Source organism: Terrabacter sp. 01T434, assembly GCF_056398545.1.
This window is the reverse complement of the sequence record NZ_JBFTPP010000008.1, coordinates 80798-95573: the sequence shown is the minus strand read 5'-3', so window position 1 is coordinate 95573 and position 14776 is coordinate 80798. Positions and strand designations below refer to the sequence as shown.

17 protein-coding genes are annotated in these 14776 nt (G+C 71.7%); 6 read left to right on the top strand and 11 right to left on the bottom strand.

What is annotated here, in order from left to right:
- Positions 1-7: 7 nt before the first annotated feature.
- Together AC1DIW_RS16905 and pdhA are read right to left on the bottom strand one after the other, a co-directional pair.
- The gene (locus AC1DIW_RS16905) at positions 8-994 is read right to left on the bottom strand and encodes an alpha-ketoacid dehydrogenase subunit beta (RefSeq protein ID WP_478109631.1); all 987 of its coding nucleotides are present in this window, start codon (positions 992-994) and stop codon (positions 8-10) included.
- A complete protein-coding gene (pdhA, locus tag AC1DIW_RS16900; protein ID WP_442279420.1) occupies positions 994-2148 on the bottom strand; it encodes a pyruvate dehydrogenase (acetyl-transferring) E1 component subunit alpha in 1155 nt (384 codons plus the stop codon). The genes AC1DIW_RS16905 and pdhA overlap by 1 nt, the downstream gene beginning before the upstream one ends.
- A gap of 235 nt (positions 2149-2383) precedes the next feature.
- Between pdhA and AC1DIW_RS16895 the strand changes: the two genes are divergently transcribed.
- Positions 2384-2767, top strand: a complete 384-nt coding sequence (locus AC1DIW_RS16895) for a hypothetical protein (RefSeq protein ID WP_442279421.1) — start codon at positions 2384-2386, stop codon at positions 2765-2767.
- A 54-nt stretch (positions 2768-2821) separates the two neighbouring features.
- On the opposite strand, the gene AC1DIW_RS16890 is transcribed toward AC1DIW_RS16895, so the two are convergent.
- From AC1DIW_RS16890 to hisC, 5 genes are all read right to left on the bottom strand, one after another.
- Positions 2822-4198, bottom strand: coding sequence for an AAA family ATPase (locus tag AC1DIW_RS16890; protein WP_478109629.1), 1377 nt, complete (start codon positions 4196-4198; stop codon positions 2822-2824).
- 42 nt (positions 4199-4240) lie between these two features.
- The gene (locus AC1DIW_RS16885; protein WP_478109628.1) at positions 4241-4669 is read right to left on the bottom strand and encodes a glyoxalase superfamily protein; all 429 of its coding nucleotides are present in this window, start codon (positions 4667-4669) and stop codon (positions 4241-4243) included.
- Between the two features lie 62 nt (positions 4670-4731).
- The gene (locus AC1DIW_RS16880) at positions 4732-5478 is read right to left on the bottom strand and encodes a hypothetical protein (protein WP_478109627.1); all 747 of its coding nucleotides are present in this window, start codon (positions 5476-5478) and stop codon (positions 4732-4734) included.
- Positions 5478-6179: a hypothetical protein gene (locus AC1DIW_RS16875; protein ID WP_478109625.1), complete on the bottom strand. Its 702-nt coding sequence runs from the start codon at positions 6177-6179 to the stop codon at positions 5478-5480. Before AC1DIW_RS16875 ends, AC1DIW_RS16880 begins: the two co-directional genes overlap by 1 nt.
- Before the next feature lie 40 nt (positions 6180-6219).
- Positions 6220-7308 carry a histidinol-phosphate transaminase gene (gene hisC / locus AC1DIW_RS16870; protein WP_478109624.1) on the bottom strand — a complete coding sequence of 363 codons (1089 nt, stop codon included), beginning with the start codon at positions 7306-7308 and terminating at the stop codon, positions 6220-6222.
- A 148-nt stretch (positions 7309-7456) separates the two neighbouring features.
- Here hisC and AC1DIW_RS16865 point away from each other — a divergent pair, with 148 nt between their 5' ends.
- Both AC1DIW_RS16865 and AC1DIW_RS16860 read left to right on the top strand, forming a co-directional pair.
- Entirely contained in the window at positions 7457-8545 is a 1089-nt protein-coding gene (locus tag AC1DIW_RS16865; RefSeq protein ID WP_442279427.1) for a 6-phosphofructokinase, read from the top strand.
- Between the two features lie 4 nt (positions 8546-8549).
- Positions 8550-8927: a phage holin family protein gene (locus tag AC1DIW_RS16860; RefSeq protein WP_442279428.1), complete on the top strand. Its 378-nt coding sequence runs from the start codon at positions 8550-8552 to the stop codon at positions 8925-8927.
- 83 nt (positions 8928-9010) lie between these two features.
- Here the strand turns inward: AC1DIW_RS16860 and AC1DIW_RS16855 are convergent, their stop codons facing one another.
- Genes AC1DIW_RS16855 through AC1DIW_RS16840 form a run of 4 tightly spaced genes read right to left on the bottom strand, consistent with a single transcriptional unit; the run spans position 9011 to position 12574 of the window.
- Positions 9011-9871, bottom strand: a complete 861-nt coding sequence (locus AC1DIW_RS16855) for a 5-oxoprolinase subunit C family protein (protein ID WP_442279429.1) — start codon at positions 9869-9871, stop codon at positions 9011-9013.
- Positions 9868-10497, bottom strand: coding sequence for a 5-oxoprolinase subunit B family protein (locus tag AC1DIW_RS16850; protein WP_442279430.1), 630 nt, complete (start codon positions 10495-10497; stop codon positions 9868-9870). Before AC1DIW_RS16850 ends, AC1DIW_RS16855 begins: the two co-directional genes overlap by 4 nt.
- Positions 10497-11264: a LamB/YcsF family protein gene (locus tag AC1DIW_RS16845; protein WP_478109621.1), complete on the bottom strand. Its 768-nt coding sequence runs from the start codon at positions 11262-11264 to the stop codon at positions 10497-10499. Before AC1DIW_RS16845 ends, AC1DIW_RS16850 begins: the two co-directional genes overlap by 1 nt.
- Positions 11261-12574, bottom strand: a complete 1314-nt coding sequence (locus tag AC1DIW_RS16840) for an MFS transporter (RefSeq protein WP_478109619.1) — start codon at positions 12572-12574, stop codon at positions 11261-11263. The genes AC1DIW_RS16845 and AC1DIW_RS16840 overlap by 4 nt, the downstream gene beginning before the upstream one ends.
- On the opposite strand from AC1DIW_RS16840, the gene AC1DIW_RS16835 reads away from it, so the two are divergent.
- From AC1DIW_RS16835 to AC1DIW_RS16825, 3 genes are all read left to right on the top strand, one after another.
- On the top strand, positions 12555-12701 hold the full coding sequence (locus AC1DIW_RS16835; RefSeq protein WP_478109617.1) for a hypothetical protein: 147 nt from the start codon (positions 12555-12557) through the stop codon (positions 12699-12701). The genes AC1DIW_RS16840 and AC1DIW_RS16835 overlap by 20 nt on opposite strands.
- A 131-nt stretch (positions 12702-12832) precedes the next feature.
- The gene (locus AC1DIW_RS16830; RefSeq protein WP_478109616.1) at positions 12833-13498 is read left to right on the top strand and encodes a GntR family transcriptional regulator; all 666 of its coding nucleotides are present in this window, start codon (positions 12833-12835) and stop codon (positions 13496-13498) included.
- An 80-nt stretch (positions 13499-13578) separates the two neighbouring features.
- Positions 13579-14775 (top strand): exonuclease SbcCD subunit D, encoded by a 1197-nt coding sequence (locus AC1DIW_RS16825; protein WP_478109614.1) that lies wholly within the window; start codon positions 13579-13581, stop codon positions 14773-14775.
- Position 14776 lies beyond the last annotated feature (1 nt).

Below are 14776 nucleotides of genomic sequence, written 5' to 3'. Positions count from 1 at the left end.
GCCCTTCTCAGTACGCGAGCGCGCGGTCGACGCCGTCGAGGATCCGGTCGAGGTCGGGGAGGAACTCCTCCTCCATCCGGCTCGGCGGATAGGGGATGTTGGCGCCGTTGACGCGGATGACCGGCGCCTCGAGCTCGTAGAAGCACTGCTCGGTGACCTGCGCGGCGATCTCGGACGCCATGCCGAGGAAGCTGCTCGCCTCGTGGACGACGACGAGCCGGCCCGTCTTGCGCACGGACGCCACGATGGTCTCGATCGGCAGCGGCGAGAGGGAGCGCAGGTCGATGACCTCGATGCTCGTGCCCTCCGCCTCCGCAGCGGCGGCCGACTCGAGCATCGTCTTGACGACGGGGCCGTAGCCGACCATCGTCACGTCGCTGCCCTGACGGATCACGTTGGCCTCGAAGAGCCCCCGAGGCGCCGACGCAGCGGACGTGTCGTACTCGGCGCGGTCGTGGTAGCGCCGCTTCGGCTCGAAGAAGATCACCGGGTCGTCGCACGCGACGGCCTGCTGGATCATCCAGTGCGCGTCCTCGGGGTTGCTGCACGCGACGACGCGCAGGCCCGCGGTGTGGGCGAAGTACGCCTCGGGGCTCTCGGAGTGGTGCTCCGGGCTGCCGATGCCGCCGCCGAACGGGATGCGGATGACCATCGGAATCTTCACCGCGCCGAGCGCACGGGCGTGCATCTTGGCGACCTGGCTGACGATCTGGTCGAAGGCCGGGTAGACGAAGCCGTCGAACTGGATCTCGCAGACGGGGCGGTAGCCGCGCAGCGCCATGCCGACCGCCGTGCCGACGATGCCGGACTCGGCGAGCGGGCTGTCGATGACGCGGTCCTCGCCGAAGTCCTTCTGGAGGCCCTCGGTGATGCGGAAGACGCCGCCGAGCTTGCCGATGTCCTCACCGATGAGCACGACCTTGGGGTCGGCCTCCATGGCCTTGCGCAGGCCGTTCGTGATGCTCTTGCCCAGGGTGACCTTCTCGAGCGCCATCAGTTCGCCTCCTCGAAGCTCGCCTTGTAGGCGAGGTAGGCGGCACGCTCCGCCTCCATGACGGGGTGGTCCTCGGCGTAGACGTGGTCCCACATCGTCTCGCCGGGCATCGTCTCCATCGTGACGCAGCCCTCGCGCAGCTCGGCGGCGAACTGGTCGGCCTCCTCGTCGATGCGGGCGAAGAAGGCCTCGTCGGCCATGCCCTCGTGGGCGAGGAGCGTCTTGAGACGCAGAATCGGGTCGCGGAACTTCCACTCCTCGACCTCGGCCGAGACGCGGTACTTCGTCGGGTCGTCGGCGGTCGTGTGCGCACCCATGCGGTAGGTGTAGGCCTCGATGAGCAGGGGGCCGTTGCCGTTGCGCGCCTCGTCGAGACAGTGCTGCGTCACGGCATACGTGGCGAGGATGTCGTTGCCGTCGACGCGGACGCCGGGGAAGCCGAAGCCGCGGGCGCGCTGGAAGAGCGGGATGCGGGTCTGCTTCTCGACGGGCTCGGAGATGGCCCACTGGTTGTTCTGGCAGAAGAAGACGACCGGCGCGTCGAAGCTCGCCGCATAGACGAACGCCTCGTTGACGTCACCCTGCGAGGAGGCGCCGTCTCCGAAGTAGCAGATGACCGCGGTGTCGCGGTCGGGGTCGCCGGTGCCGACGTTGCCGTCCATCCGCACGCCCATCGCGTAGCCGGTGGCGTGCAGCGCCTGGGCCCCGATGACGATCGTGTAGAGGTGGAAGTTGTTCTCCTGCGGGTCCCAGCCGCCCTGGCTGACACCGCGGAAGAGCTGCAGCGAGCTCTGCGGGTCCATGCCGCGCACGAAGCCGACGCCGTGCTCGCGGTAGGTCGGGAAGACGAAGTCGTGCGGCTTGAGCGCGCGACCGGAACCGACCTGGGCGGCCTCTTGGCCGAGCAGGCTGGGCCACAGGCCGAGCTCGCCCTGGCGCTGCAGGGCGTAGCCCTCGGCGTCGAGGCGCCGGATGAGGACGAGGTCGCGGTAGAAGCTGCGCAGGTCCTCGGGGGTCAGGTCCGCGACGTACTTGTCGTAGTCGGGGTGGGACACACGCTGACCCTCGGGGGTCAGCAGCTGGATCATGTCCGGGCCACCGTCGCCGACCGCGGGGGTCGGCTCCTGCAGCTCGGCGACAACCTTGTCGCTCACTGGGGCTCCTTCGCCGGTGAGACCGGCCTACTCGTTCGGCCCGCAAACGGGGGTCTCCCGCTCGTCGGCTTCTGGGGGCGCAAGGCCGCCGTTCGTGACGACGGACACGTGCTTGGTCCTCGGACCGGAACTTACCGGAGAGCCCTGCGAATCTCACAATGCGGGATGGTTCCGCGCCCGGCACGGACGGCGCGCGTGTGGCAGCATGCTCCGCAGCTCACGACAGGGGATGGACATGTCAGCCGAGGGGACCAACGGCGCACGCGCCGCGCGCAAGGCCTGGCGGTCACTGCCGCGACGGACCCGGCGTGAGCTGGTGCTCGCGGCCGTGAAGGGGCAACGACCTCGGACGGACCCGGCCACCTGGCGAACGGCACTCGACTGGGCGCAGCTGTACCCGGCCCAAGCCCTACCCCAGGTCTTGATGGCCGCCTGTTTCCTCTACCTCGCCATCCGCGGGATCTACGACCAGTTCAGCTGGCTGGTCGTGGGCTTTGCCTGCCTCCTGGTGGTCGACGCCGCCTGGACGGCGATCGCGGCCTCCCGGATCCGACGCAGCCCGGGGCCAGTTGACCCCGGGCAGCCCTCGGCGCGCACGGTCGGCCACGGCACGCCCTGACCCGTCGCGATCGATGGCGTATGCCGCGTGCTCGGGTCACGCCCACCGGTGGCGTCAGCGGCGGGTGCCCCACGTCCAGGCCGGGGTGGTGAGCAGGCCCTGACCCTGCACGAGGGTCTCGCCGAGATCCTTGACGAGGGTGACACCCCGCGCAGGTGAGCCGAGCCCCACCGGGACGTCCTCCTCGTCGGCGTCGACCACGTCGAGCTCGCGGACCAAGGCGTCGGCGTGGGAGACAACCATGACCTGGCTGCGCTCGGCCGCGGCTCGGATGAGCCGGGCGAGCGGCGCCAGCAGGTCGGGGTGCAGGGACGTCTCGGGCTCGTTGAGGACCATGAGCGGCGGCGGGTCGGGGGTCAGCAGGGCCGCGACGAGGAGCAGGTAGCGCAGCGTCCCGTCGGAGAGCTCGGCTCCGGCGAGCGGGCGCAGCATCCCGGGCTGGTGGAGGGCCACGTCGAACCGCCCGTTGTCGACGGTCACCTCGAGGATCGCGCCGTCGAACGCGTCGGCGACGGCGCGGTCGAGCTCGGACCGGCCGTTCTCGCGGATCGTCTGCAGCGCCGCCGCGAGATCGCGGCCGTCGTCGGCGAGCACCGGGGTGCGGGTGCCGACCTGAGGCTTCCGGACCGGCGCCTCGGCGTCGGCACGGAAGCCGTCGTAGAAACGCCATCCCCGGATCATCCGACGCACCCGGAGCAGCTCTGGTGCGCGCTCGGGGTCGGCGAGCTCGGTGAGCATGCTCTCCCACGGGCGGATCGACCGCGTCAGCTCGGTCCAACCCGGACGGGCCGTGCGCTGGGCCGCTCGCGCTCCGGACCCCTCGGAAGTCTTGTAGGCGGCCGGGGAGCCGGGCTCCGCGACGGGGTCGGACTCCCACTCCGCCGACTCGTCGTCCCCGCCGCCTCCCCACTCGGAGGCCCAGTCGTCGTCGCCACCGACAGCGGCACGGGTCTCGACGACGCCCCACCGCCGCCTCACGAGGACGGAGCCGGGACGCATCACCGGGCCGGACCACACGACCTCGCGCTTGATCTCGGGGTCGCGCAGGAAGGCCGACGGCGAACCGGCGCCGGCGTCGCTGCCGGAGGCCTGTTGCGGCAGACCGAGGTCGACGAGGTAACCGAAGTCGTCGGAGGCGAAGCCGAGCTGCAGGCTGATCGGCCCCTTGCGCCGCGTGCCCTGGACACCGTGGCCGCGATCGCGGGCACCCCCGAGCGTTGCCGGACCGGCCCAGAGCGCGGACTGCAGGCCGCCCTCGCGGGCCAGCGTGCCGATGACGTCACCCCGACCGCAGCCGGCGAGCAGCCGAAGCGACCGGTAGAGGCTGGACTTGCCGCTACCGTTGGCGCCGGTGACGACGTCGAGCCCGTGCAGCGGCACGACGACGTCTCGCAGGGAGCGGTAGCCGGACACGGCGACGGCGGTGAGCATGTCCCGACGGTAGGCCGCAGGTCCGACAGCGAGCGGCCGCCGTCAGCCGGGCGCCGACTCGCCCGAGGCGCCGTCCGAGCTGCCGGTCTCACCTGCTCCGCTCGACCAGGCCGGGAGCTCCTGCAACGCCCATCGGTTGCCGTCAGGGTCGCTGAAGTGGACGAAGCGGCCCCACGGCTGCTCCTCGACCTCGGACACCTCGACGCCGCGCCCGACGAGCTCGGCGCGCACCGCCTCGGCGTCGGCGATGACCAGCTGCAGGTTGTCGAGGCCGCCGGGCACGATCTGCGTCAGCCCCTTGCCGATGGCGATCGAGCACGCCGACCCGGGCGGAGTGAGCTGCACGAAGCGGATCTCGTCGCTCACCGTGTGGTCGTGGTCGGCGTTGAAGCCGACCCTCTCGACGTAGAACTCCTTGGCCCGGTCGACATCGGTCACGGGCACCGCCACCAGCTCGAGCTTCATGTCCATGCATCGACGGTAGGCCCGAGCGCCGACACGCGGGGACGATGGCCGCCGCCCTCCCGCGCGCGTCAGTCGGGGTCGTCGCTGAACCCCACCGAGGGCGTATGCGTACTGCCGGGTGGCGTGTCAGCGCGCGGTGCCGCGTCAGCGCGCGGTGCCGCGTCAGCGCGCGGTGCCGCGTCAGCGCGCAGTGGCGCGAGGCGCTGCAGCACGAGGGAGGCACGGTGCTCCAGAGCCGCGCTCGGTCCCGGCAGCACGACCGGGACGGCCACGAGCGCGAGCGTCACCGCGAGCACCCCGACTGACACCACCTCGAGCCAGGCCGCCGTGGTCGTGATCTCGACGAGACCTGGCTGCGGACCCATCGACCGGTCGTCGAACGACACCCGCTCGACAACGGACCCCGTGACCGTCGCGAGCGCGACGCCGAGCCCCACGGCGGCCGTCAGCTCCCCGCGCCGCCCCGGTACGACGACCCACGTCGCCAGCCCGGCGGCCGCGAGCACGAGCACGACGACGAGGAGCACGAGCCGGGCCACCGGGTTCGGTCCGCCGAAGGCATCGAGCAGGACCCCGTCGGACGAGTAGACGACCTGCCTCCCCCAGGACCAGATGCGCTGCTCGTACCCCTTGGTGAAGTCGCCGACCTCGGGCGCCCGGACGGCGAACACGCGGGTCGGCCACACGGTCGTGGACGCGGCCAGCAACACACCGACGCCGCCGAGCGCGGCGCCGGCCAGACGCATACGCCAGCCGTCCCGGCGCGATCCGTCCTCTCGGGCGGACGACTCGGCGCCCGCCTCCCCCTCGGTCATCACGGCCGTCGGATCTCGTCGGGCGTCCCCGTGTCGTCGAACGACACTGGCGACGAGGCCAGATGCTCACCGGCCGGCCGCAGACCGGCCGGTTCGCCTGCTCCCGCTGCGTACCGAGGGCCAGGGGCCTGCGTCGCACCGAGCTCCACGACCCGCCCACCAACGCCGGCCGTCGCGACCATGAGCACGACGGCGACGAGCAGCACGACCGCCGCAACCGTCTCGAGCGTCCCGGCTCCCGTCATCTGCGAGCGGACCGTGAGGCCAGAGGCACCCTGGTCGACCTCCCCGAGCGAGCGGCCGAGACGGTCGGCCACCGTCGTCAGCACCCGCCCCGTGAGCAGGGCGACGGTGACGAGCGCGGCGCCGCGCCCCCAGCCGACCCGTCGCGACGCCCAGGCGGCGACGCCGACGAGTGCCGCGACGAGGAGCACCACGAGCACACCGAGGGCTATCGGGTTCCAGTCGTCGCGCAGCTCGACACCCTCCAGACCGGTGACGCGCACCCGACCCCAGCTCCACTCCCACTGGCGGGACAGGAGGGAGCCGTGCTCGCGGTCCGACACCGACATCTCCCACGTCGGCGAGAGCAACGAGGGCACGACGAGCAGGATCGCCGCGAACGCGACGCCGGCCGCGAGCCATCGGCCGGCCGGCCCGTCACGCACCGTGCCCATGCCGACCTCCGACCCCAGCGACACCTCCGCGCCTCGGTGCGCGGCTCACCTCATTGTCGCCCCGTCAGCGGGCGCCGAACGCCGCCGCGACCTCGACGAGCCGAGAGTTGGCCTCGACCTCGCCGATCGTGACACGTACGCCGTCGTCGCCGTACTGGCGCACCGTCAGTCCCGCCTCGGCGCAGGCCTGCGAGAAGGCGGTGGAGTCGGCTCCGAGGGGGAACCAGACGAAGTTCGCGTCGGACTGGGGCAGCTTCCAACCCTGGTCCGAGAGCGCCTGGACCACCCGGTCGCGTTCGGCGACCAGTGACTCGACGCGCTCGTTCAGCTCGTCGAACGCATCGAGCGAGGCGATGGCGGCGACCTGTGCGACCGAGTTGACGCCGAAGGGCGTGGCCGTCTTGCGGAGGGCAGCGGCGACGGGAGGGTGCGCCACGGCATACCCCACCCGGAGGCCGGCGAGGCCGTACGCCTTGGAGAAAGTGCGCAGGACGACGACGTTGGGGCGGTGGCGCCACACGTCGAGCCCGCGCACGGCCTCGGCGTCGCGGACGAACTCGACGTACGCCTCGTCGACGACGACGATGACGTCGCTCGGGACCTTGTCGAGGAACGCCTCGAGCTCGGCCTGGTGCACGCACGGACCCGTCGGGTTGTTGGGCGTGCAGACGAGGATGACGCGGGTGCGGTCGGTGATCGCCGCGAACATCGCGTCGAGGCGGTGCCGGGCCTGCTCGTCGAGGCCGACCATGACCGGCTTGGCGCCAGCCAGCTGCGTCACGATCGGGTAGGCCTCGAACGAGCGCCACGCGAACACGACCTCGTCGCCGGCATCGCACGCGGCGTTGACGATCTGGGCCAGGACGGCGACCGAACCGGTGCCGGTGGCGATGCACTCCGTCGGCACGTCGAGCGCCTTCGCGAGCCGGGCGGTCAGCTCGGTGACCGCCATGTCGGGGTAGCGGTTCACCGTCGCCGCGGCGTCGTCGATCGCCGCGAGCACCGACGGCAGCGGACCGTAGGGGTTCTCGTTGGACGAGAGCTTGTATGCCGTGACCCCGCCGGGTGCCGCCGCGGGCTTGCCGGGCTTGTAATCGGGCATCTGCGCGAGCACCTCGCGCAGACGGACGGTGTTCTCGGCCGTGTCGCTCATACTCGAACTGTAGAGGCAGTGTCCACGGGAGCGACCGGCCCATGGACGCTCCCCTGACGTGGGACCCGGTCTGTGGCTAGGCTCACATCGTCGCGCCACCGCCGCCTCGACGCTCTTGTTCATGCCCGCTCTTTCCGAAAGTCAGATCATGCGCATCGGCATCCTCACCGGGGGCGGGGACTGTCCCGGCCTCAACGCCGTCATCCGCGGCGCCACCCGCGCCGCCGAGGTCACGTACGACAGCACCGTCATCGGCTTCCGCAACGCGTGGCGCGGGGTCATGGACAACGACTACGAGATCCTCGACGTCGACCGGTGCCGCGGCATCCTGCCCCTCGGCGGCACGATCCTCGGCACGAGCCGTGACCAGCCCTTCGCCCACGAGGACGGTCTCAAGCGCGTCCGCAAGGCCTACGACCGGCACGGCCTCGACGCCATCATCGGTGTCGGCGGTGAGGGGTCGATGGGTGTGGTCAACCGCTTGCACGAGAACGGCTTCCCCGTCATCGGGGTGCCGAAGACGATCGACAACGACATCTCCCTGACCGAGATGACGTTCGGCTTCCAGACGGCCGTCCAGATCTGCACGGACGCGATCGACCGCCTCCACACGACGGCCGAGTCGCACCACCGCGTCCTCGTCGTCGAGGTCATGGGCCGGCACGTCGGCCACATCGCGATCTGGTCGGGCCTCGCCGGAGGTGCGGCCATCACGCTCGTGCCGGAGGAGCCCTTCGACATCGACGAGGTCTGCGAGCGGATCGTCCACCGCCACAAGAAGGGCCGCTTCGCCACCATCGTCGTCGTCGCGGAGGGGGCGGTGCCCAAGGCGGGCACCATGGAGATCCCGGCTCCCGAGATCGACAAGTACGGCCACCAGATCCTCGGCGGCATCGGCTCGATCCTCGCCCGCGAGATCCAGGGCCGCACCGGCATCGAGAGCCGGATGACCGCCCTCGGCCACATCCAGCGCGGCGGCTCGCCCGTCGCCTTCGACCGCGTGCTCGGCACGCGTTTCGGGGTCGCCGCTGTCGAGGCCGCCCTCGACGGGGCGTGGGGCCAGATGGTAGCGCTCCAGAAGGGCCGCATCGAGCGGGTGCCCGTCGCGGACGCCGTCGGCACCCTCAAGACGGTCGAGCCCGACCTGCTCCGCCTCAACGCGATGTTCCAGCCGCGCATCCCCGGCGACGAGCACCCCGGACTTCCCGCAGAGGCGCCCACCCCCATGGAACACTGAGCGCATGCTCATCAACTTCGCGCTGCAGACGGTCATCAACGCCGTCGCCCTGTGGGTGGCTGCGTGGGCCATCCCCGGCATCACGTTCGGCGGCGGCTCGACGGGTCAGGTCGTCAAGACCGTGGTCATCGTGGCACTGATCTTCGGCATCGTGAACATGTTCATCAAGCCGCTCCTCAAGCTCATCTCACTGCCGTTCATCATCCTGACGCTGGGACTCTTCGTCTTCATCGTCAACGCGCTGATCCTGCAGCTCACGTCGTGGCTGGCCGGCACGTTCAACCTCGCCTTCCACGTCGAGCACTTCTTCTGGGACGCCGTGTTCGGCGCCCTCATCATCACCTTCGTGTCGATGATCCTCAGCTTCGTCAAGACCGACTGAGCCCGGTCACTCCGGTATGCCGTGAGCCCGCCTTCCGTCCGGAAGGCGGGCTCACGGCATACGACCCCTCTCACACCCGAGGGTCAGAGCAGCGGGCGGTGGAGCGCGAAGCGCAGTGGCTGGCCGGGCCGGGCCTGGGCCGCGTGGGCGACGTCGTCGGGGTGCACGACGGCGACGACGGGGTAGCCACCGGTGACGGGATGGTCGGCGAGGAAGATCACCGGGCGACCGTCCGGAGGCACCTGCACCGCGCCCTCGACGATGCCCTCGGACGGCAGCTCGTGGGTGCGCTGCCGCGTCAGCGCCGGGCCCTCGAGCCGCAGCCCGATCCGGTCGGACGCTGCAGTCACCTCGTAGGTGGCGCGGCCGAGGCGGGTGAGCGAGTCGGCGGTGAACCAGTCGGCGCGCGGACCGGGGACGGCACGCAGCACGACCTCGTGGGGAAGGGGCGCCACCGCGGCGTGGTCGACGCCGGGCATCGGACCCGCGGGCCGGCCCAGCTCGACGGTGTCGCCGTCGCGCAACGGGGCAGGGCCCAGGCGCGAGAGGAGGTCGGTGGCGGCCGACCCGAGCACGAGCTCGCACGCCACGCCACCGCGCAGCGCCAGGTACGTGCGCACGCCACGGGTCGGCATCCCCAGCTCGAGCACCTGACCTGCCCTGACGGTGACGGGCGTGCAGCAGGCGTGTGCCCGACCGTCGACGCACAGCGGGGCCGGTGCGCCGGCGACCGCGACCGTGGCTGCCTCGGTGAAGCGCAGGACCAGCCCGCCGAACGTCGTCTCGAGCGCCGGTGCGCCCTCGGCGTTGCCGACCAGGCGGTTGGCGAGGCGGAGGCTCGGCCGGTCGACCGCGCCCGAGCGACCGACGCCCAGGTGCGCGAGGCCGGGACGGCCGAGGTCCTGGAGCGTCGTCAGCGGCCCGGCCCGCAGCACCTCGATCACGGGTCGAGCCTGGTGAAGCGGACCCGGGTGCCCGGGGCGAGCAGGGCCGGCGGCTCACGGTCGAGGTCCCACAGGGGCGCCTCGGTGCGGCCGATGAGCTGCCAACCGCCCGGCCCCTCCCGCGGGTAGATGCCGGTGAACTCGCCGGCCAGGGCGACGGAGCCCCGGGGGACGCGCGTGCGCGGGGTGGTCCGGCGCGGCACGACGAGGGCGGCGTCCCCCCCGACGATGTAGGCGAAGCCGGGCGCGAACCCGGTGAACGCCACGCGGTAGGTGGCGGCGCTGTGGCGGCGCACCACCTCGTCGACCGACAGGCCGGAGAGGCTCGCGACCTCGTCCAGGTCGTCCCCGTCGTACGTCACGAACACCTCGACCTCGTGGTCGGGCCGGTCCTCGTCACCCCGGCGCACGTCGAGCGCGGCGAGCGCCTCGGCCACCCGGCCGTGTGAGGCGGTGTCGTCGAAGGTGATGAGCACCGTCCGGGCCGCAGGCACGAGGTCGACGACGCCAGGGAGCGCGCCGGCGCCGCGTGCCTCCTCGAGCGTCCGGTGAAGCGCCATGACTTCCGGGAGGTCGTCGCACTCGACGAGCAGCCCGCGGTGACCGGCAGCCAGAGTGCGCATCATCAGGGCACTTCCGTGAACGGGCGGAGCACGACGCCAGCGTCGTCGACCGCGCGACGCACGGCGTGCGCCATCTCGACGGCACCGGGGGTGTCTCCGTGGATGCAGATCGACTGTGCCGCAACGGAAATGGTGCTCCCGTCGATGGCGACGACGGTGCCCTCCGTGGCCATCTGGACGCAGCGGCGCGCGACCACGTCGGCGTCGTGGATGACGGCTCCGGGCTGATGACGCGGGACGAGCAGACCGTCGGGGCTGTAGGCGCGGTCGGCGAAGGCCTCGGCGACCGCGATCAGCCCGTCGGCCTCTGCCCGGATGAGCAGCTCGGAGCCGGCGAGGCCCAGGACCGGCATCGACCGGTCGAAGAGGGCGACCGCCTCCGTGACGGCGCCGGCCGTCACGGAGTTGCTCGCTGCCGCGTTGTAGAGGGCGCCGTGCGGCTTGACGTAGCTGACGCGGGCTCCCTCGACGCCGGCGATGCCGTGCAGGGCCGCGATCTGGTAGATCAGCTCGTCGACGAGCTCGGCCGGGTCCATCTCGATGTGGCGCCGACCGAAGCCGGCGAGGTCCCGGTAGCCCACCTGGGCGCCGACGGCCACGCCGAGCTGCGCCGCGCGGGCGCACACCCGCCGCAGGATGCTGGGGTCGCCGGCGTGGAAGCCGCAGGCCACGTTGGCGCTCGTCACGACGCGGAGCATGGCCTCGTCGTCGCCGAGGGTCCACCGTCCGAAGCCCTCGCCGAGGTCGCTGTTGAGGTCGATGGCACTCATGTGGCGGACCGTACCGTCGCCTCGCTGGGCTGCTCTCCGTGGGTGTCGCGGGTGTGGCGGGTGTCGCGGTGCAGGTCGTCACGCGCCGTCTCGGGTGCGAGCAGGACGCACACCACGGTGACGGCCAGCATCGCCGCGACGTAGGTGGCCACGGCATACGCGCTGTCGAAGTGGGCCAGCAGTGCGGTGGCGACGATCGGCGCGATGCCGCCCCCGACGATCCCGGCCAGCTGGTAGCCCATCGACGCACCGGTGTAGCGCACGCGGGTCGGGAACATCTCGCTGATGAAGGCGGCTTGCGGGCCGTACATCGCCGCGTGCGCGACGAGTGCCAAGACTGCGGCGACGAGGATGAGCACGAAGTTGCCGGTGTCGAGGAGGCGGAAGAAGACGAAGACCCAGACGGCCGCCGCCACGGCTCCGGCCAGGTAGACCGGGCGCCGACCGAAGCGGTCGGAGAGGTGGCCGAACCACGGGATGGCCACGACCTGCACGCCGGCCGCGACGAGGACGGCGTTGAGGGCGTACTGCTTCGGCAGGCCGAGGTAGGTGGCGACATACGTGGCGATGAAGAGGACGAACGTGTAGAAGGCGACGTCGACGCCGACGCGCGCGCCGATGGCCAGCAGCACCTGGCGCCAGTAGCGACGCAGCACCTCGACGATGGGCGCCTGGGGCGCACCCTGGTGCTCGACCTCCTTGAACATGGGGCTCTCGCTGAGTGTCCGGCGGATCCAGATCCCGACGATGACGAGCAGCCCGCTCAGCAGGAACGGGACGCGCCAGCCCCACGACCGGAACGTGGCGTCGGACGTGAGGACCCCCATGAGCGCGAGCACGCCGTTGGACAGCAGCAGGCCGATCGGCACGCCGACCTGGGGCCAGCTGGCGTTGAGGCCGCGACGGTGGCCGGGGCCGCTCTCCAGGGTCATCAGGACCGCGCCACCCCACTCGCCGCCGAGGCCGAGGCCCTGGATGAAACGGAGGACGACGAGACCGATCGGGCCCCACACGCCGATGGCCGCGTACGTCGGCAGGAGGCCGATGGCGAAGGTCGCGAGACCCATGAGCAGCAGGGTCACGACGAGCACGTTCTTGCGCCCGAGCCGGTCCCCGTAGTGCCCGAAGACGATGCCGCCGAGCGGCCGCGCGATGAAGCCGACGGCGAAGGTGGCGAACGCCAGGATGGTGCCGACCAGCGGGTCGAAGGTGGGGAAGAAGAGCTTGTTGAAGACCAGCGCCGCGGCGGTGCCGTAGATGAAGAAGTCGTACCACTCGAGCGAGGTGCCGATGAGGCTGGCGGCGATCACGCGGCGGACCGAGGACACGGAGGACACCGAGGACACCGAGGACACGGAGGACACGGAGGACTTCGAGGACCCTGGGGACACGGACGGGGTCGGACTCATGTCGGCTGCTCCTGACGTCGGGCGCTGACGGCGGTGTCAACGACTGCGGACGACGGTAGTGGATTGTTGAGCAATCCAACAAGACCACAATGGAACATTGTCGCGCCGCCCCGGCTATGCTCGGGGCCGTCACGGCGCAACGACACGGATGGCAGGACGATGACCCAGACGGAGCCCGCACTGCCCACGCTTCCCCGTCGGGCCAGCACGGCTGAGGCTGTGGCCGAGGTCCTGCGTGTCCAGATCGCCGAGGGCCGGCTGCGGCCGGGAACGCAGCTGCGCGAGGAACACATCGCCGGAGCGATGGAGGTCTCGCGCAACACCGTCCGCGAGTCCTTCCGCCTGCTCGGGCACGCTCGCCTCGTCGAGCACGCCCTGCACCGGGGAGTGTTCGTCCGCACGGTCGGACCGGACGAGATCCGGGCGATGTACCGCACGCGTCGGCTCGTCGAGCCGCTCGGCCTCGTGCGCGTCGACGCGCGCGGTGTCACGGCGCTCCACGAGATCGTCGAGCGCGCGGAGTCGGCTGTCTCGCAAGCCGACTGGAGCGCGGTGGGGACGGCGGACATCGACTTCCACCGACGGATCGTGGCCGCCTGCGACAGCGTGCACCTCGCCGCGATGTTCGAGGGGCTCCTGGCCGAGCTGCGCCTCGGCTTCCTGCGCCTGCCCGACGCGCAGACCCTCCACGAGCCCTTCCTGCAGCGCAACCGGCGGCTGCTGGTCCTGCTCGAAGCAGGCGACCTCGAGGCGGCCGTCGCCGAGCTCGACGACTACCTCGTGACGGCGGAGGCCAACCTGCTCGAGGCGGTCCGCGACCGCTGACACGGGCTGTGCGCGAGCCGCCCATGACCCATCGGGGTGTCGGTGGTGAGGGTGTCGGTGCAGGGTCCTACCGTCGTGGCATGCGGTTGCTCCACACCTCCGACTGGCACCTCGGGCGCACGCTCCACGGCGTGAACCTCCACGAGGCGCAGTCTGCTGTCCTGGAGCGCATCTGCGAGCTCGTCGAGGAGCCGCCCGACGGGGTGCCGATCGATGCCGTGCTCGTCGCGGGCGACATCTACGACCGCGGCGTCCCGCCCGTCGAGTCCGTGCAGCTCTTCGAGTGGACACTCTCGCGGCTGTCGGCGGTCACGACCGTCGTCGTCACCTCGGGCAACCACGACTCCGCGATCCGCCTCGGCTACGGCGCCGGCCTCTTCCGCGACACCATCCGGATGGTCACCGACCTCGGTCAGCTCGACCTGCCGGTGCTGCTCGAGGGGAGCGACGGCGTGCGGGCCGCCGTCTACGGCATCCCCTACCTCGACCCCGACCATGCGCGAGTTGCGCTGGCCCGCGGCGGGGAGCCTCTGCCGCGCTCACACCAGGCCGTCGTCGGGGCGGCGTGCGACCGCATCCGCGCCGACCTGGCTGACCGCCCCGGCCTGCGCTCGGTGGTGCTCGCGCACGCGTTCGTCGCCGGCGCCGAGCCGAGCGACTCCGAGCGCTCGATCATGGTCGGCGGCGTGGACCGGGTGGCCGGCACGGTCTTCCACGGCATCGACTACGCCGCGCTGGGGCACCTCCATGGCCCGCAGGCTCCGGACTCGGCGAACGGGTCGGTCGTGCGCTACTCCGGTTCACCGCTGCGCTACTCCTTCTCCGAGCAGGAGCACGAGAAGGTCGTCCTCCTCGTCGACGTCGACGCCTCGGGTCCTGCGCGTGTGACGCCGGTCGAGATCGTCCAGCCGCGCGCCATGGCGACGCTCCGCGGGTGCCTCGACGACCTGCTCGAGGCGGCCGCGTTCACGGCCGCCGAGGACGCGTGGGTGCGGGTCACGGTCACCGACCGGGTCCGGCCGGACTCGCTCATGGACCGCCTCAAGTCCCGCTTCCCGCATGCCCTGCAGGTCTTCCACGAGCCCGAGGGCGCCATCGACCGCGGGCGCGCCGGCACGACACTCGTCAGCGAGCGCGACCCGCGCGAGCTCGGCTCGGACTTCATCGCCTACGTCACCAAGACCGAGGCGAGCGACGGCGAGGTCGACGTCTTCGCGGCGGGCTTCGAGGCGGCCGTCAGGGCCCAGCACCGGGCTGAGGCGCAGGAGGTGGCGTGAC